Consider the following 19,130-nt stretch of genomic DNA (forward strand, 5'->3'; position numbering starts at 1 on the left):
AGTTGTTTTGTGAATAAATCTTTAAAGGAGAAGAATTATGAAAAAATTTATTAAAAAAGCTATTGTTTCAATATTGACACTTTCTGCCATTTCCCCATTAACAGGTGTAGGACATGCACAAGAGGGGCCGTTAGAAGTAGCAGTTGCCCCAGATTTTTATCCGTTTTTCACTGAAATCGGTAATCGCTTCGCAGAGGAAAATGGTATTGAAGTAAAAGTCATTGAAGTCGATGAAGCACAAGCATTAGAAGCTTTGACACTTGATGGGCCAGCTGGTCTAGGGCATGATGTTTATATTGCTCCATTTAATGACTCAGTAAAAATTGGAATACAAGGTCATGGTGCTGAGGTAACTTTACCAGAAGATGGTCGCTTTGATGATACTGATAAAAAACAAGTTACTTATCAAGATAAAATTTATGGTTATCCTTTAGCTATCGAAACATTAGTAATGTATTATAATACAGAATTGTTAGATAAAGCACCAACTACTTTTGAAGAGTTAGAAACATTGTCGAAAGATGAAAAGTTTGCCTTTTCAGGAGAAGAAGGCAAAAGTGTAGCATTTTTAGCAAACTGGCTTGATTTTTATCATGCTTTCGGCTTAATATCTGGTTTTGGAGGATATATCTTCGGGGAAGAAAATACTAATCCTGAAGATATTGGATTAAATAATGAAGGTGCCATTGAAGCTGTAACATATGGTGCAAAATGGTATAACGAGATTTGGCCAGAAGGAATGAAAGACTCATCAAGTTCATTAAACTTCTTAAATGAACAATTTATTAATGGGACAGCTGCGGCAGTTATTAATGGACCATGGCAATTTGCGAATTATAAAGAGGCAGGAGTTCCTTTTGAAGTTGCTCCAATTCCGAGTCTTCCAAATGGTAAACCATATTCTCCATTCGCAGGTGGTAAAGCTTTGGTGGTAAGTAATTATTCTAAACAAAAAGAAATGGCAGTGAAATTCTTAGACTTTGCAACAAACGAAGAGAATCAATTGTTAATGCATAATGAATTTACAGCAGGGGTTCCAGCGAATGCATTTGCTAAAGAGAAAATAACGAGTGATGCCAAAAATGTTTTATCAATGACTGTTATTGAACAGTATAAGAGTTCAATTCCTATGCCTAATATTATTGAAATGTCTGAAGTATGGGAACCAGCTGGAATTATGATGTTTGAGGCTGGATCAGGAAATAAAACACCTGAAGAAGCAACAAATGAAGCGGTTGAATTAATTAAAGAACAAATTATGTTGAAATATTAATTTAACAAAAATTTTCTAACTGCTACCTAAACTAAAATTTGGAAAAATTTCTAATAATGCTGATATTAGATTATGCTAAAATATTATTATTGTTAATACGACGACACTAAAAATGCTTAGCGAAATCTAAATTTAGTAAGAAAGATATATTTTAAAACTTTAGTCAGAACTCTATTCTTGTAATATTTAAGAGTCGGTCATTGATCGACTCTCTTATTCTAATGTAGTCTGTTTTCTTTTGATTTTTTTAAAATTTAGTCCCTTAGGCAAACTTTTTTCTTCGGAATGTCTAATATAAGTAATTACTTTGAAGAAAATATTATTGACAAAGATAAATTTAATCGTTAACATATAATTAAATTAAGGTTTAACGTTAAACTTAACTGAGGATGTGAAAAAAGTGAAGATAACAATCAAGGAAATAGCACAATTGGCTAATGTAAGTGTTACTACAGTTTCAAATGTTATTAATAACAGAACAAATAAAGTATCACAACAAACAATTGAAAGAATTAATAATATTATTAAAGAATATAATTATACACCAAATATGAATGCAAAAGCTTTAGTTAATTCATCGTCAAAATTAATTGGTTTACTATTTTTTGCAGAGGAAAAAATTTATCATTTTAATAATCCTTTCGCAGGAGCAATTTTAGAAGGGATTGAAACAATTGCTAAGGACGAGAATTATTTTGTATTATTACAGACCATTCATTCTGTGGATGACATTGGACTAATTAGAAATAATTGGCAATTTAGTGGGTTTATTGGAGTTGGGTTCAATCAAAAAACAATGATAGACACGATGAAGATTGTCGAAGAACCAATCACTTTTATTGATACATATTTTGATGAGAATGAATTAGTGGATTTAAAAGATAAAGATAACTTATTCTTTGTTAGAACTGACGATAAAAAGTTAGCTCGAGAATTAGTGAATCATTTAGTTGAGAATGGACATAGAAAAATTGCTTTTTTAAGTTATCCAGTATCTTTAGAAGGCCATGGAGTAATACAAGAACGTTTAGCTGGTTATAAAGAAGGGTTGTCTGTAAATGGCATCGAATTTAATGAGAAACTGATTTTCTTTAATAATCAATTTGATACAGTAATTGAAACAATTGATAAATTTACAGCCATTATGGTAAGTGCTGATATTTTAGCAATAGAATTAATAGCCAAATTAAAAGAACAAGGCTTTTCTGTACCGGATGATTGTTCGGTCATTAGTTTTGATAATATTCAATTTTCAGAACTGATTTCACCTAAGTTAACAACGATGAATCTTTTTCAAAATGTAAAAGGCGAGGTTGCCCTTGGGCAAATTATGGTGCCAATTAAAGGCACACCGAAAGAAAATATTCAACAGACCATTATTATGGATGGCGAATTAGAAGTAAGAGAAAGTGTTAAACAAATATAGGAGGTTGAAAATGCAATTTATTGGCAAAAAATATCGTATTTCATTATTAAGTAATGAAGTTGTCCGTTTAGAATATTCAGAAACAGGAACGTTTGTAGATTCAAAAACTCAAAGTGTGATTAATCGTGAAATCGAACAGATAGATAAGATTGAATATGATGTAGTTGAAACTGAGGAGATTTTGGAAATTTACTCACCTAAATTCCATCTTTACTACCAAAAAGAACAGCCATTCTCTAAGAAATCTTTATACATCGACTTTAATTTTGCTTTCTACCCACATGGCAATCGTTGGTATTATGGCGATGAATTTATTAATTTAAAAGGCACAACCCGTACTTTAGACGAAGTGGATGGTGCGATACCTTTAGAAGACGGTGTAATGAGTTTTAAAGGATTTACCATTTTAGATGATTCCAACTCACAATTTATTAATGAAGTGGGGGATATTGTTCGTAAGGACTTTGACTCGATTGATATTTATGCGTTGGCATTTGGGCATGATTATAATCAAGGTCTGCAAACCTACTTTAAATTAACAGGTTTCTCACCAAAATTACCACGTTATGCATTAGGAAACTGGTGGAGTCGTTATTGGAAGTATACTGAGGAATCTTACAAAGAATTGGTCGAGACTTTTAAAGCCAAGAATATTCCATTATCTGTGGCTGTCATTGACATGGATTGGCATTTGACACAAATTCCGGAACGCTTTGGCAGTTCTTGGACGGGCTATACTTGGAATAAAGACTACTTCCCAAATCCCGAACGATTCTTAAAGTGGCTTCATGATGAAGGGCTAGCCATTTCCATTAATCTTCATCCGGCTGATGGGATACGCGCTTATGAAGATTGTTATCCCGCTGTTGCTAAAAGATTAAACTTAAATACCGAGATTGAAGAACCGGCTATTTTTGATTTTACAGATGAGGCGTTTAGAGAGGCATACTTTAAAGATGTGATGCATCCATTAGAAGAGCAAGGCGTTGATTTCTTCTGGATTGACTGGCAACAAGGAACTGAAATAAATGGTTTAGATCCGTTATTACTATTGAATCATTATCATTTTAAAGATTTGGAAGATCGAGGAAAAGAACCGTTAATTTTATCGCGTTATGCAGGACCTGGTAGTCATCGTTATCCAATAGGATTTTCAGGTGATTCGTTTATTACTTGGGATTCATTACAGTTTCAACCGTATATGACTTCAACAGCAACCAATATTGGCTATACTTGGTGGAGCCATGACATTGGTGGGCATATGAATGGTTACCGTGATGATGAATTGATGGTGCGTTGGGTACAGTATGGCGTGTTCAGTCCCATTAATCGTCTTCATAGTTCAAACAGTCTATTTACGGGTAAAGAGCCTTGGAGTTATCCATTAATGGAAGAGATGATTATTGCGGATTATTTAAGAAAACGTCATGAATTATTACCCTACCTCTATACATTTAATGTATTAACGGCTGAAGAGGGCATTCCTTTAATTCGACCATTGTATTATGAGGAATCTGATAATCTTGAAGTTTATCAATATGACAATGAATACTATTTTGGGACAGAATTGTTAGTGTTACCTATTACATCTAAATTATTACCTGATGTCAAAATGAGTAAGGAAAAAATCTATTTCCCTGAAGGTGAATGGTACGATGTTCATACAAACTTAAGATATAAAGGTGGCGCTTCATTAGATATTTACCGTGGATTGTCTGAAATGCCAGTGTTTGCGAAAGCAGGGGCTATTATACCAATGGATTTAGAACCGGTTGAGAATATGCGCAATGATTTACCTACAGATATTACTTGGAAAATCTACCCAGGACCAAATAATCAATTTGAACTTATTGAAGAAGTAGATCATCACCGTGCTGTTACAACTGTTGTGGTAGAAGATGGTGTTTTAAGTTTAACGATTGATGATCCAGAAAACATTTTACCTGAAGGGCGTCAACATCATTTAGTATTCTCAGCAACAGAGGCATTTGAAGTTGAAGGTTATCCAGCGATAGCAGATGAACAACTGAATACGGTGACTATTTCAATGACAGATTCAGCAAAGATTGAACTGTTAGGATTTGAGAAAATTGAGAAGCAAGATATTGAGAAACGTCTATTTGAAATCTTGAACCAAGCCCAAGTAAAGTATTGGGATAAAGAAAAATTATGGTTTAAATTCCATGAGAATAAATCAGACTTACAATACTTATCAATTATTCAATCCATCGATTCAGAAGATTTAAAAGCAGCAGTGTTTGAATTAATTTATATTTTAAATTCATAAAAACTAAAACGATTTGACTTAAAATCAAAGACTTTATTCAAGTTATGTTTATCCTTTTAATGCCATTAACCAATGGAAAGTTACAACTTGAGAATAAGGATTTATTGAGCGTCTCTCTTTTTTTGATGACAAATTTTCCTTTGAAAGTAGTATTTCTACTTTTTATTTACAAGCTGTCAGCTAAGGAAACCTCGGTATTGATACCTAGGAGGAATTAGCAAAAGACAGCTCTTTTTGTTGATTTTACTAGGTTATCGTTTATGTTTTTACTAAATTGATAGTATAATGTATTTAAGAGGAAAGAGGTGACAAGATGCTGTTAACGAAAACGATTAAAGTGCAATTATACCCAAGTACTAGTGATATTGAAAAATTCGAAGAAACCCAACAACAGTTTTTAAACGCTTGTAATTTTGTTTCGACATATATCTTTGACCATGACTTTGAATTAGGTCAAACGACTTTGCATAACGCCTTGTATCATCAGTTACGTCAGGATTTTGGACTGCAATCGCAAATGGCCCAGTCCGTGATGCGTACGGTAATCGCGAGATATAAGACCGTAAAAACACAGTTTAAACAAAGACCTAAGCGTTATAAAGATATCCATACAGGTAACTATCATACGCTATATAAAGACCTTTACCATTTAACGAAACCACTAGGGTTTAAGCGACCAGTCGCTGTGTTCGTACGTAATCGTAACTACGCTTATCATCAAGACGACACCTATTCACTGACGACTAATCAAGGGCGAATTAAAGTGTCTTGTGATAAGCAACATATCGCTTATCTTCAACAATTTAGCCAGAATGCTTACAAGTTTGGTCAAGCTGAATTACTCTGTCGTAAGGGTAAGTGGTTCTTACACGTGTCCGCAAGTAAAGAGATAGACACCCCAGATGAAGCTAATATTCAACGGATTGTAGGCATTGACCGTGGTTTAAGACAGATACTAACGATTGCGGATGATACAGCTCATACTACCTTCTATTCGGGTAAAAGCTTGAGGAAGAAAAGACGGCATTTTATGAAATTGCGCCAGTCCTTACAAGCGAAGAACACCAAATCAAGTCGTAGACGCCTTAAAACAATTGAAAGACGAGAGAACCGCTGGATGAATGATGTGAACCATCAATTATCAAAGACACTCGTTGACCGATACGGGGCCAATACCTTATTTGTGGTGGAAGATCTTACGAACGTTACTTTTAACACGACTCACCACCGTAAGCAAGATGCACGGTATGAACACCATTCTTGGCGATTCTTCGATTTTGAAGAAAAGTTAATGTATAAAGCTTTAGAAAGTGGTTCGCAAGTTTTAAAAGTATCCGCACAATTTACGTCCCAACGTTGTCCAAAATGCGAATCAATTGATAAAGCTAATAGACAACAAGATAAGCACTTGTTTACTTGTCGGAATTGTGGGTATCAATCAAATGATGACCGTGTGGCAGCAATCAATATTAAAGAATTGGGTCACCGATATCTGTCGAGTGAGAAAAAACCACGGTTTGAAAAAGTTGTGCCAATACAAAATTATTAAACATAAAACAATATTCAGTAAGTGTCTACAGACCGCTTATTGATGGGGTGCCAGTCAACCATCCCTTAGTGTCTTTAAACGGTTGGAGATATGACATCGTTTGTACAACCACCATGTTTAGGACAAACTCTCTGTTTTAACAGAGAGTAGTTGATTAATGTTTTATGCTTATTTCTTTCAGTAACGACTTATTTAGGGTTCTATATTTCGCTTTCTATTTTTGTTTTAATTGGCTTCGTTATTTTAGCGAAATTTAATGCCAAACTCCTAACAAATATTGGCTCTACAACTTTTTGTGTGGACCCACAAGAAATAGGCTATTTATTGTGGGGACCCACTAAATATTTAGTGGGGAGAAATGATAAAAATACAGGTTGAAATTCGTTGTGATAATACGAATTTCAACCTGTATTTCTTTTTCGAATGTTCGTAATCGATTTACATTTTATTGTTAAATTAGTCTCTTAATATCCAGTTATCTTTATTAATAACATACATCATTCTGTTTCGACAACGTTCGAAGGAATGCATTCCTTTAGCGTTTCGAATCATATCCTTTATCGTTCCATTAGATGCTTCTGTAAAAGCATTTGACATTCGTATGCCGTCTATTCTAGTTAATGAGTTACAAATTTCTATTTTCCACCTTGTTAGTAATTTACCAAATTGCACTAATTCAGGAATGCCTGATTTAAGAAAATTATTGATATAATAATCAATTTCGAGTAACTTTCTTTCAGGTAAGTCATCGTAAGAATTAAAAAGAATGTATTCATCTACTAAACGATAAGCTTTTTCTAAATCAGGATGAATTTGAAGTATCAGTTCGAATTACTGAGCCTTATTGATATAGCGTTTTAATTTACGGTTGTATTGGGGCTTATTATGAAAATTACTTTTTCGATCAAAGAGTAGAAATTTCCAGTTTTTTAGTAGATAATATTCAATAGAATCGGAATGGTATTGGTTCATAACCAGTACTCTGATTTTGTCTAAGCTATCATTTAAGTTTTTGATGAGATGGAATGAGTCAATGCAGATGATAGCTTTTTTAAAATGTATTCGTGGAATATCGTAGTATGTACGATACATATCGATACAGACATATTGGACTTTTTCTTTTCCTTTCTCATTTAAATAATAAAAATAACGATGAAGATCCGCTTTCTTTCTAGAAGAGATGACTTCAATTAATCGTTTTTTTCAAAATCATATAGGACAGTCAAATAATTAGAGCTAATATTTAAGCTGGGAATATAGACTTCGTCAAAACATAAAACTGAAGGTAAATTGAATTTATCCGGATGATAATATATATCAAAGTACCGTTTTACAGTTGTTTCTGAGACAGAAAAATGTTCGGCAGGCGATTTAAACGTTTCGTTTGGCTTCTTCAGATTTTCCATAATACTGTCGATTGTTGAATACGGAATAGCGAAATTTCGAGGCGTAAGCCCGATACTATTCGAGAAAGAATCGTGACATTCTTGACACTTAAAACGTTTAATCTTAAGCAGAACGATCTTGATGTTACTATGATTAAAAGGTAAACGATACTTCTTTTTATAGTACCCCTTACTGTGAAGATGGGAGGAACAACAATAAGGACACTTTTGAATCTTACTATCCAATGAACATGAAAGGGTTGTTTTATCTATCGCGACGACTTCACCAATATCTTGTAAAGATAAATTTAGTAGTTGCGACAGAATATATTTAATATCATCGATTTTTTCCATAATAATAACCTCCTACTGATAATACGAACATTCGATCATTATCAGTTTAGGAGGTTATTTAACCATAGTCTATTCAAACCACAACATTTGGTGGGGAATTTTACTCCCCACTAGAAGTTGTTGAGACCCCAATCCCATGGAGAAGTTGTTATTCTCAAATATTCAGAATTCTATCGAAATTGAAAAAGTTAATCCAAGCGTTAGTGATAACAAGTTGTAGCAAACTACCAGAGTCGATCCCCTAGGTCGACTCTTTTTGTATCTATTTAACGAGAGATTTTATACAATAGAGTGGAACAGAATTACAACTTTTGAAAGGGGTTATTTTATGACGTTAGTTCAAGCGAGTTTCTTTTCTAAAAACTTAAATAGACAGGTTTATTACAATGCGATGATTCCAACTACTCAGCAGCCATTGCGAACATTATATCTTCTTCATGGTTGGAGTGGGAGTCATGATGATTGGATTAAGCGCACGCGAGTGCTTGAGTTAGCAGAAAAATATCATATCGCAATCATTTTTCCCAATGGTGAAAATAGTTTTTATGTTGATTTTAGTGATGCAGAATCATACGGTAAGATGGTAGCTGAAGACCTAGTTGCTGAAACTAGGCAATTATTTAATCTCTCCGATAAACGAGAAGATACTTGGATTGCTGGTTTATCGATGGGAGGTTATGGGGCTTTACGATTAGGATTTTTATACTCACATAACTTTAGTAAAATTACAGCCATGTCGAGTCGTATTATTGCGAAAGGGATGGACGGTCTTGATTATCAAGATTATAACCAACTGCCACCAACGATCAAAAATATTTTTATTCGTAAAACACCTAGTGAAATTGAACAAGAGTTAGATTTGTGCGTTTTGGCAAAGCGTGTTAAACAATGGCCTAAAATAGAATTATATTGTGGTAGAGAAGACGATTTTTATCAAGATAACAAAAATTTTTACCTCTGGTTAGAGCGAAAATGTTCAACAGTTAACTTTTATGAAGCAGAAGGCGATCATAATTGGGATTATTGGAATCATGTGATTGAGCCGGTAATTCAACAATTAGTAGCTGAATAATTGTTAAAAACAATCAATTTAAAGGGTGCATTAAATAAGAGTTTACGCAATTGGATGTTGTAGGTTGTGTCTGCGAAGTTATCTTTTGTAGCAAGCGACAGGTTATTTTGAGCGAGAATCAACACTGCGGATTAAGGCGAAATAATTAACAGTGGCTACTGGTTAACCTTTTGTGTTATTTGTATCAATGATGACCACGTTCTGTTTATAAACTATTTTGAATTCACGAATTTTAGTGTAACCATAATTGCTATGTGTCAGTTAGATAAACGTTTTATTTTAAGAATTGATTCACAAATCATGCTGTTTTATTATTACTATAATCTGTTATATTTTTGGTTTGTATTTTAGTTATAAATGGGCTATAATAACAAATGAGTTAGCTAATTCAAAATAAAGAAATAGGGTGATTAATTGATTCAATTAGAGGGTGTTACGAAACGTTTTAATACGAACCACACGACCCTTACAGCGGTGTCTGATTTAAATTTAACGATTAATCAATCCGAAATTTTTGGTTTAATCGGGCAAAGTGGTGCAGGTAAATCAACTGTGCTTCGATTTATTAATGGATTATTACAACCGGATGAAGGGCAAGTGATGGTCGATGGTAATCGGATTAATCAGCTATCAGAGGCCTCACTGCGTAAGGCGCGTAAAGATATCGCCATGGTTTTTCAACAATTCAATTTGCTGGATAATTTAACAGTAGAAGAAAATATTCTATTACCGTTAAAACTTCACACTTTTGACAACCCTTTGACCATCGATCAAGTGTTGGAAGCGGTGGGGCTGAGTGATAAAAAACATCATTATCCAAGTCAATTGTCAGGTGGACAAAAGCAACGAGTAGGAATTGCTAGAGCCTTAATCATTAATCCTAAAATATTATTACTTGATGAACCTACCAGTGCATTGGATGAAATGACGGCTCAGGAAATTGTGCGTATTTTAAAAGAGATTAATCAACTATATGCCATTACGATGGTCTTAGTGACGCATCAATTATCCATCATGAAGTCGATTTGTCAACGTATTGGTATCATGGAAAAGGGACGATTGATAGAAATTATTGAAAATCAACCGAACAATGAAGTTTCACCTCATTCCAACTATTTACAATATGTTAAAGAGGTGTTAGCAGATGGATGAATTTTTAAGGAGAATGACGAAATATTTACCCAAACTTATTGAGTCGTTATTTGAGACGGGAACGATGATGTTGTTAGCTTGTGCTGCCGCCATCGTCTTAGGCTTACCTTTGGGGATTTATCTTTATTTAACTGCCAAACGTAAACCACTTGAAAATCAATTAATCAATAATATATTAAACGCTTTTGTTAATATTGTCCGTTCGTTTCCATTTCTGTTACTTGTTGTCGCTTTACAACCGATTGTTAGAAAAGTGTATGGACGCGCAACAGGTGATCCCATTGCAGCTTCGTTTCCATTAATGTTAATTGCAGTTGCCTTATATGCTCGTTTTGTCGAGCAATCATTATTGGAGTTAGGTCCAGAGATTATTGAGACTGCTCAGTCAATGGGAGCAACGACATTTCAATTAGTAAGATATTTTTTAATACCAGAAACCAAGAGTTCTCTAGTGATTGGGTTTACGACAGCTTTTGTAAGTTTTCTTTCGTATTCAACCATTATGGGAGTGGTTGGTGGTGGTGGAATTGGAGATTTTGCGATTCGTTATGGCTATCAACGATATGAGACTGATATTATGTATATTGCGATTGTAGTCATGATTTTATTAGTGCAAATAATTCAATGGGCTGGTTTTAAATTAGCCAAGCATTTTGATAAGCGTACAAATTAAGAGGGGGATAAAAAATGAAAAAACAGTTCAAATTATTTTTAGCAACAATGGGTGCGTTAAGTTTATTTAATTTACCAGCGGTAAATGCTGAGGATGAAGTGGTTATTAAAGTTGCTTCTCACTTACCACCGATGACTGATATTGTCGAAATTGCAGGGGAAGTTATTGAATCACCTTACAAAATTGAATTAGTCGAAGTGTCAGACAATATCCAATACAATGAAGCTTTATTCCATGATGAAGTGGATGCTAACTTTGCGCAACATGCCCCTTTTATGGAAATGTATAATGAGGCTAATGATGGTGATTTAGTAGCGGTCCAAACCATTTACAATCCAGTTGTAGGTTTTTATGCGCCAGAGTATCAATCGATTGAAGACATTGAAGATGGAGCAGAAGTTGCGATTCCTTCTGATGCAACCAATATGGCACGTGCATTATTAATTTTAGATTCTTATGACGTTATCAAACTAAAAGAAGGAACTGATTATACCGCAACGCTTGATGACATTGAAGAAAATCCAAAGAATCTAACATTTACTGAAATTGATTTATTAAACTTAACTGCAGCTTACGAGGATGGAGTAGATTTAGTTTTCAACTATCCAACATATATTGCGAAAATTGGATTAAAAACAAGTGATGCTTTAATGTTAGAAAAAGATCCAGAGAATACCTTTGCTTTACAAGTGGTTGTCCGTGAAGAAGCCAAAGACTCTGATGCAACTAAAGCATTAGTTAAAGCTTTTACTTCACAAGAAGTTTATGATTTTGTTGACGAATTATCTAAAGAAGGACATTTAATTCCAGCTTTTGAAGTAGCAGAATAAGCATTGTCAGTAAAATTTTAGATACAATAACACTTGCTTATGAATGCTGAATTTACTAAAAAAACAGCAAATATTCAAGTAAGTTCATTGATAGGTAACTTAAACAATTTAACGAGAGCAAAGACGGTATAGCACAAATGACTGCTATATTGTCTTGCTCTTTTTTGTTTGGTAATTGTTTTTGTCTTTTTATAAAATATAGGATTAATGTAAGATGTTGTCAGCGAATTTTGTTCACCAATGAGAACATAAAAATTCTTATGATTACTGGCTAGTGGACGGCTTCTTTATTGATCAGTTTAAAGCAAATAAAACCCGAACCATTTGAAAGAGTGTGTTAATATTTCAGAAACTACTATTGACTATATAAAAAGGCTTTGATACACTGAGCTTGTCTAAATAAATTGAATAATCAATTAACATTGAAGAGAAGAGTAATGATGGCCACCAACAGAGAGCTTCGGTAGCTGAAAAGAAGCAATCATCATTATAGATGAACTCGGAGTTGAAATAAGGTAGTCATGCTTTATTTCCGTTAATACGCGTTAAGTATGGTTAATAACCAATGAGGTATTATTTGTGAGAGTAATACGAACAAGGGTGGTATCACGACACGTCGTCCCTACTATTTGTATAGATAGTAGTTCGACGTGCTTTTTTTGTTAGTTGATTATAAAAAATAGGAGGAATAGACATGAAAAAAAGTTATGGTACACAACAGATTGTCGCAATTGCGATTGGAGCAGCTTTGTTTGCGGTATTAATGGTTTATGGTGGGATTCCAGTTTTCACTAATACTAAATTATCACCTGCTTATTTAATTCCGGTGATAGTGGGTGGGCTTTACGGACCACTTCCAGCAGCTTTAGTCGCATTTATTGGCAATATATTTGCCGATTTACTCGGAGGATGGGGTTATTGGTTTGATTGGTCTATTGGTAATTTTATTTTAGGTTTACTAGTTGGGACTTTACCATTGTATGGTGTAAAAATTCGCGAAGGTATTTTTAATATTAAACAGGCCGTTATTTTGGCGGTTATTGCCATTGTTGGTAATGCTGTTGCTTTTGGATTAATTACGCCTCTCTTTACCCAATTGTTTTACGGTGGAGAATTAGAAATTACCGTTCTTCAGGCACAGGCAGCAGTGATTTCAAATGCATCGATTATTATTTTAGTAGGTATCCCGGTCTTATTCTTATTGGCTAATCGCTATAAAAATCAAATGGACTTAGTGGAAGAAGACTAATGGTTACACCGCTTATTCAATTTAAAGATTTTACATTCCAATATAAGAGTCAACAAAACCCAACATTAAAAAATATTAATTTAGAAATTTATCCTGGTGAAAAAGTCTTAATACTGGGTCCGAGTGGTAGTGGAAAATCAACACTAGGCCAATGTATTAATGGTCTAATCCCGAATCGTTTTCCAGGAAAAATAACCGGAGAATGCTTAGTAAATGGACGTTCGATCAAGCAAACATCTATCTATGATTTAGCCAAGGATGTTGGGGCGGTTTTACAAGACTCCGATGCACAATTTGTTGGATTGAATGTAGGTGAAGATATTGCTTTTTCTTTAGAAAATCAGGCTATTGAACGTTCGCAAATGAAAACAATGGTCCAAAAAGCAGCTGATAAATTGGGTGTAGGCAATCAATTAGATCAATTACCCTATGCATTATCTGGTGGACAAAAGCAACGGGTTTCGGTTGCAGGTGTATTGCATGAAGATATCGACATCTTATTATTAGATGAGCCTCTAGCGGCTTTAGATCCGCAAATGGGACAAACGATGATTGAGATTATTGATGAGTTCAATCAAGTTGATAACAAAACAATCGTCTTAATTGAACATCGTCTTGAGGAAGTATTGCATCGTCCCATTGATCGCATCGTGCTGATGAATCGTGGCGAGATTGTAACCATTCAAACACCCGATCAATTGCTAGCTAGCGGAATATTAGAACATTATGGTATTCGTGAGCCTTTATATATAAGTGCTTTACGACGTTTATATGGTGGCTTTACGCAAACAAAAGCTTTAACGAATCAAGAGACGATTGAGATTGCGCCGTTCAAGGAACAAGAAATTACTCTTACGAAAAGAGCATATATTAATCAAGTTTCAGAAGAAGTTATTATTTCACTCGACAATTTAGCCTTTAGTTACACTGAGGATCCTTTTATTAAGATTCCTAAACTGTCATTTTATAAAGGGGAAAAGGTGGCGATTTTGGGAGAAAATGGTTCGGGTAAAACAACTTTAGCCCGTTTATTAACCGGAATTGTGAAGCCTCAACAAGGAACGATACAGCGTGTAGGGAATCCATTGACCATTAAGGAAATTGCTGAAAAGATTGGCTATGTGATGCAAAATCCCAACCAGATGTTAGTAGCATCAACTTTATTGGAAGAAGTTTCTTTAGGATTAAATTATCGCAATGTTTCAAAGACAGAGATTGAAAAAAGAACAACTGAAATTTTAAAACTTACAGGGCTGTACCGAATGCGTAATTGGCCAATTTCAGCTTTAAGTTATGGGCAAAAGAAACGACTATCAGTCGCCGTTATTTTAGTATTGCAACCAGATTGTATTATTTTAGATGAACCAACAGCAGGTCAAGATTATGCGCATTATCGTGAAATGATGTCTTTCGTTGAGACTTTAAATCGAGAGTATCAGATTACCATTTTGTTTATTACTCATGATATGCATTTGGCTTTAGAGCATACGGATCGTGCATTAGTATTGGAAAAGGGACGAATTATTGCGGATGCACCGACCTTTGAGGTGTTAGATAATGAGTCTTTATTAGAGCGTGCCTCTTTAAGAAAAACCTCTATTTTTGATTTTGCTAGAAGATTGAATCAACCCGTAGAAGCATTTGTAAGAACGTTCATTGAAAAAGAAAACGAGGTGACGGCATATGAATCAACAATTCTTGATTAAATATCATATTGGCGATCGTTTTTTTGACCAATTGACAGGACGTACAAAAGTCATTTTATTTTTGACATCAATTTTAACGATGATGGTGTCGTTTGATATTCGTTTTATTATGCCTTTTTTCTTAATTCATTTAGTGATTTTTATTAGTGTTTATGAACATACGCCGGGATTAAAGGGGATCATTCAGTTTGTGATTGTGATGAACTTGATTAATATCCTGTTGTATTATTTGGTTAATCCCGTTATTGGAACCGATTTGGCAAGACGGACGACGGTTCTATTTAAATTCAATGATTATTTTGTGATTACTTATGAGACAATTATTTATATATTGGCGCGTTTGATGAAAATTTTTGGCACACTCTTTATTAGTTTGTGGTTTATCGCCATTATTACCCCTTCGCAATTAGCAGCTGGACTTAATGGAATTGGCGTTCCCTATAAGATTTGCACTATGATTTCGTTAGGTTTGCGATATTTACCAGACGTCTATCGAGATTTCGTAGCTATTAAAGAGTCAATGCAAATGAGAGGGCTAGAACTTGATGCAAAAAAAGCCAACTTAATGCATCGAATTAAGTCCAATGTCCAGATTTTATTGCCGCTACTATTAGTCTCCTTTGAACGAGTCGAAATTATAGCCAGTGCAATGGATTTAAGAGGGTATGGACATGGTAAAAAACGTAGTTATTATTCAGACATTGATCCAACGACAAAAGATACTTGGGTCACAACCTTTGCACTTTTTCAATTAGTAGTGTTTGTTGTTTATTTAATAGCATTAGTGATGGGCAAAGTACCGGCAGTATGGGTATGGTAAGGAGATTATATGAAACCAATTTTAGTATTTCAAACAGATTTTACTTATAAAGAAGGCGCTGTGAGTTCTATGTATGGGGTGGTGAAAAGTGTCGATCGCGAGTTAGAGATTTTTGATAGTACCCATGAAATTCCGAATTATGATATTTGGAGTGCGTCTTATCGCTTGTTTCAACCGTTTATTTTTTGGCCTAAAGGGACGATCTTCGTATCGGTTTGTGACCCGGGAGTAGGCACACCACGCCGTGCCTCGATTGCTAAAACGAAAAATGGTTACTATGTGGTAACCCCTGACAATGGCACTTTAACGCATGTTAAAGCCAAATATGGTATTGAAAAAATAGTTGAAATTGATATTGATCGTCATCGTTTAAAAGGATACGGCACTGAAAATATCTCAGTCTTCCATGGGCGTGATGTTTTTGGATATTGTGCCGCCAAATTAGCGAGCGGTCAAGTAGCATTTGAAGACTTTGGTAACGAATATCCCGTTGAGGAGATTGTGACCTTCGATTTGCTTGAACCGAAACAATTAGACGATGCTATTGAAGGCGTAGCGGAAATTATTGATCCGAATTTTGGTAATTTATGGAGTAATGTACCCATTAGTTGGTTGGAGCAGTGGCAAGGCAAACAGGTTCAAGTCTCTGTTATCAATCAAGAGCAAGAGACTATTTTTAATGAAAGTATTCCTTTAAATCTAACTTTTGGTGAAGTAGCTAAAGGCCAGATAACGATTTATCAAAATGAATATGGGAATGCTGCCATTGCGGTCAATCAAGGCAGTTTAATTAATCAATATGCGATTGAATATGGACCACATGTTAAAATAATTTTTAGAGGTGAATAATGAATCCGGTATTTAATAAACATTTAGTATTTCAAAGTGACTTTGGGGTAGCAGATGGTGCCGTTGCAGCGATGACTGGCGTTGTAGTATCGGTAGATGATACATTAAGGATGCATCATTTAACTCATGATATTCCACCGTATGATATTTATCTTGGATCATATCGTTTATATCAAACCTATAGTTATTGGCCAGCAGGAACTATTTTTGTTTCGATTGTCGATCCAGGGGTAGGGTTCTCCCAAAAATCATTAGTTGTAGAATTGAATACGGGTCAATTTGTCGTAACACCTGATAATGGGACTGTTTCTCACTTGAAGCGCTATGTAGGTATTAAACGCATTTTTGAAATTGATAAACAGCAAAACTTATTGCCAAGCACCAATAAATCGTATACTTTTTATGGACGAGATTTATACGCATATACTGCAGCGCGATTATCGAGTGGGAAGATTAGTTTAGAAAATGTAGGGCCTGAATTAGCGATTGATGATTTAAAATTAATTGATATTCCAGAACCAACTATTAAAGAGAATTCGATAGAGGGTCATGTTGCTATCCATGATGAACGATATGGCTCATTATGGACCAATATCCCTTACGATACCTTTGACCAATGGGATGCCTCTCAAGCTAAAGTGCGTATTCGGATTTTTAAAGAGGAGCAATTAATGTATGAAAATGAATTGCCAGTAGGACAATCTTTCCAAGATGTTAATTTAAATCAAGCCATTCTTTATGCGAACTCTTTACAAAATGTTGGGGTGGCCTTAAATCAAAATAGTTTTTCTAAAGCCTTTAATATTGGCTATGGCTTCAATTGGAAAATCATTCTTGAAAAAATATAGTTGTTGGTGGACAAGGAGCAGAAGAATAAATTTCCGCTATGTTTGCTAATCCACTAAAAAGTTGTTGGAGGGCAAACATTAAAAAAACTGTTCCTCGTTTTTTACGTCCATCTCAAGACAGTGGAGTAGGTACTATATGAATCTTTAAACACGGTTTGATAGCAGTCAATCACTTTGCTTATGATGAAGGGATTAATTAAGTTGATGGGCCACCTCATCAATAAATGATACAGTATTGTTAATTAGGGGATTTTATAACATTAACTAGTAAGGTATCTGACGTATTGAAAAGTGTACAATTGCTTTCATACTGTTAAAAATAGTTATGGTAATAGAAAGCGTGAGGCTGTACTGCCACCATCAATCCGAACTTTCAATTAAATGGCTTATTTCTTGTTTGACACAGGGGATAGGCCATTCTTTAGTTTAATGTTTAGGGAGTGGCGAGAAGTAAAGAGTGGGCAAGAAGTAGAAAAACGAAGTCTTCGTTGCAATAACACGACTGAATTTATCAAATTGATGCCTTACTCCATTAAGACGCAGGTTTAGTCCAATCACCACTGCACTCTAAAAAATGGAACCAATGTGAATTATTAAAGTTTATGCCCAGCCTCATATTTCTGTATCAGTTCACCTAATTTTTTGACATGATTTTCACGCTAATTTAAGGATATTTAAAAAATGATGTGTTAAACTAATATTATCAGATTAATTGAGGAGACAAGTTTATGAAAAAGATTAAAATCGGCTCATCATCATTAGAGGCAAGTCAATTAGCTCATGGATGTATGCGTATGGCAAGTTTATCGACACAAGAAGCGGCCGCAGTCATTAAGGCAGCTTATGAAGTTGGAATCAATTTCTTTGACCATGCTGATATTTATGGTGGCGGACAATCGGAAGAAGTATTTGCTGCAGGATTAAAAGCTGCCGGCATTAAACGTGAGGATATTATCTTACAATCAAAAGTGGGGATTCGTAAAGGGTACTTTGACTTCTCGAAAGAACATATTTTAGAATCAGTCGAGGGCATTTTAAAACGTCTTGATACTGATTATTTGGACTTTTTATTATTACATCGTCCTGATACATTAGTGGAACCATTAGAAGTAGCTGAAGCGTTTAATCATCTATATGAAAGTGGTAAGGTCCGTTATTTTGGTGTAAGTAATCAAAATCGTGCACAAATTGAATTATTACAACATTATGTCGATCAAGCGCTCGATGTGAATCAATTACAATTTGGGCCGGCCCATACACCGCTGATCGATGAAGGACTCAATGTCAATATGCTAAATGAACCATCAGTTAATCATACAGGAGGCTTATTGGAATTCAGTCGTTTACAACAAATGACAATTCAACCGTGGTCACCATTCCAAGTGGACTTGGGGCAAGGATTATTTATGAAACATCCAAAATATCAAAAATTAACGACCACTTTAGGAATGTATGCAGAGCAAAAAGAGGTTTCATTTGAAGCAATGGTCATGGCCTGGATTTTACGTCATCCAGCTAATATGCAACCGATTGTTGGTTCAATGAACCCTGATAGAATTACGAAGATGGCGGCCGGAACCGAAGTAGCGTTATCTAGACCAGAATGGTATGATATTTATTTGAGTGCTGGCAATGAATTACCATAGAAGAAAGTAGG

At 34.8% G+C, this 19,130-nt stretch carries 15 protein-coding genes, 1 pseudogene and 1 other annotated feature; of the genes and pseudogenes, 14 read left to right on the forward strand and 2 right to left on the reverse strand.

What is annotated here, in order from left to right:
- The first annotated feature begins 37 nt into the window (after positions 1 to 37).
- The 4 genes from LB888_RS07340 (at position 38) to LB888_RS07355 (ending at position 6,535) form a co-directional block, all read left to right on the forward strand.
- Complete coding sequence (locus LB888_RS07340; RefSeq protein WP_318752433.1) at positions 38 to 1,273, forward strand: extracellular solute-binding protein; 1,236 nt, start codon at positions 38 to 40, stop codon at positions 1,271 to 1,273.
- A gap of 400 nt (positions 1,274 to 1,673) precedes the next feature.
- Complete coding sequence (locus LB888_RS07345; RefSeq protein ID WP_318752434.1) at positions 1,674 to 2,699, forward strand: LacI family DNA-binding transcriptional regulator; 1,026 nt, start codon at positions 1,674 to 1,676, stop codon at positions 2,697 to 2,699.
- Positions 2,700 to 2,709: 10 nt separating this feature from the next.
- Complete coding sequence (locus tag LB888_RS07350; protein WP_318752435.1) at positions 2,710 to 4,986, forward strand: glycoside hydrolase family 31 protein; 2,277 nt, start codon at positions 2,710 to 2,712, stop codon at positions 4,984 to 4,986.
- Positions 4,987 to 5,299: 313 nt separating this feature from the next.
- Positions 5,300 to 6,535 (forward strand): transposase, encoded by a 1,236-nt coding sequence (locus LB888_RS07355; RefSeq protein WP_318752436.1) that lies wholly within the window; start codon positions 5,300 to 5,302, stop codon positions 6,533 to 6,535.
- Positions 6,536 to 6,991: 456 nt separating this feature from the next.
- Here the strand turns inward: LB888_RS07355 and LB888_RS07360 are convergent.
- Positions 6,992 to 7,726: pseudogene (locus LB888_RS07360) on the reverse strand (ISL3 family transposase).
- Positions 7,726 to 8,274, reverse strand: a complete 549-nt coding sequence (locus LB888_RS07365) for a transposase family protein (RefSeq protein ID WP_318752437.1) — start codon at positions 8,272 to 8,274, stop codon at positions 7,726 to 7,728. The pseudogene LB888_RS07360 and the gene LB888_RS07365 overlap by 1 nt, the downstream one beginning before the upstream one ends.
- A gap of 328 nt (positions 8,275 to 8,602) precedes the next feature.
- On the opposite strand from LB888_RS07365, the gene LB888_RS07370 reads away from it, so the two are divergent.
- The 10 genes from LB888_RS07370 to LB888_RS07415 all read left to right on the forward strand — a co-directional run bounded on the left by LB888_RS07370 (position 8,603) and on the right by LB888_RS07415 (position 19,119).
- Positions 8,603 to 9,346, forward strand: a complete 744-nt coding sequence (locus LB888_RS07370; RefSeq protein ID WP_318752438.1) for an alpha/beta hydrolase — start codon at positions 8,603 to 8,605, stop codon at positions 9,344 to 9,346.
- A gap of 414 nt (positions 9,347 to 9,760) precedes the next feature.
- The gene (locus tag LB888_RS07375) at positions 9,761 to 10,498 is read left to right on the forward strand and encodes a methionine ABC transporter ATP-binding protein (RefSeq protein WP_318752439.1); all 738 of its coding nucleotides are present in this window, start codon (positions 9,761 to 9,763) and stop codon (positions 10,496 to 10,498) included.
- Positions 10,491 to 11,171, forward strand: a complete 681-nt coding sequence (locus tag LB888_RS07380) for a methionine ABC transporter permease (protein ID WP_318752440.1) — start codon at positions 10,491 to 10,493, stop codon at positions 11,169 to 11,171. Before LB888_RS07375 ends, LB888_RS07380 begins: the two co-directional genes overlap by 8 nt.
- Positions 11,172 to 11,185: 14 nt before the next feature.
- Positions 11,186 to 12,001 carry a MetQ/NlpA family ABC transporter substrate-binding protein gene (locus LB888_RS07385; protein ID WP_318752441.1) on the forward strand — a complete coding sequence of 272 codons (816 nt, stop codon included), beginning with the start codon at positions 11,186 to 11,188 and terminating at the stop codon, positions 11,999 to 12,001.
- Positions 12,002 to 12,414: 413 nt separating this feature from the next.
- Positions 12,415 to 12,628, forward strand: a binding site (T-box leader).
- A gap of 67 nt (positions 12,629 to 12,695) precedes the next feature.
- Positions 12,696 to 13,250, forward strand: coding sequence for an ECF-type riboflavin transporter substrate-binding protein (locus tag LB888_RS07390; RefSeq protein WP_276648481.1), 555 nt, complete (start codon positions 12,696 to 12,698; stop codon positions 13,248 to 13,250).
- Positions 13,250 to 14,956 carry an ABC transporter ATP-binding protein gene (locus tag LB888_RS07395; protein ID WP_318752442.1) on the forward strand — a complete coding sequence of 569 codons (1,707 nt, stop codon included), beginning with the start codon at positions 13,250 to 13,252 and terminating at the stop codon, positions 14,954 to 14,956. The genes LB888_RS07390 and LB888_RS07395 overlap by 1 nt, the downstream gene beginning before the upstream one ends.
- Positions 14,934 to 15,776: an energy-coupling factor transporter transmembrane component T gene (locus LB888_RS07400; protein ID WP_318752443.1), complete on the forward strand. Its 843-nt coding sequence runs from the start codon at positions 14,934 to 14,936 to the stop codon at positions 15,774 to 15,776. Before LB888_RS07395 ends, LB888_RS07400 begins: the two co-directional genes overlap by 23 nt.
- Before the next feature lie 9 nt (positions 15,777 to 15,785).
- Complete coding sequence (locus LB888_RS07405; RefSeq protein ID WP_318752444.1) at positions 15,786 to 16,625, forward strand: S-adenosyl-l-methionine hydroxide adenosyltransferase family protein; 840 nt, start codon at positions 15,786 to 15,788, stop codon at positions 16,623 to 16,625.
- A complete protein-coding gene (locus LB888_RS07410) occupies positions 16,625 to 17,473 on the forward strand; it encodes an S-adenosyl-l-methionine hydroxide adenosyltransferase family protein (protein WP_318752445.1) in 849 nt (282 codons plus the stop codon). The genes LB888_RS07405 and LB888_RS07410 overlap by 1 nt, the downstream gene beginning before the upstream one ends.
- Before the next feature lie 728 nt (positions 17,474 to 18,201).
- Complete coding sequence (locus LB888_RS07415; RefSeq protein WP_318752446.1) at positions 18,202 to 19,119, forward strand: aldo/keto reductase; 918 nt, start codon at positions 18,202 to 18,204, stop codon at positions 19,117 to 19,119.
- The last annotated feature ends 11 nt before the right edge of the window (positions 19,120 to 19,130 follow it).

The organism is Globicatella sp. PHS-GS-PNBC-21-1553 (assembly GCF_033564055.1).
Classification (GTDB): domain Bacteria; phylum Bacillota; class Bacilli; order Lactobacillales; family Aerococcaceae; genus Globicatella; species Globicatella sulfidifaciens.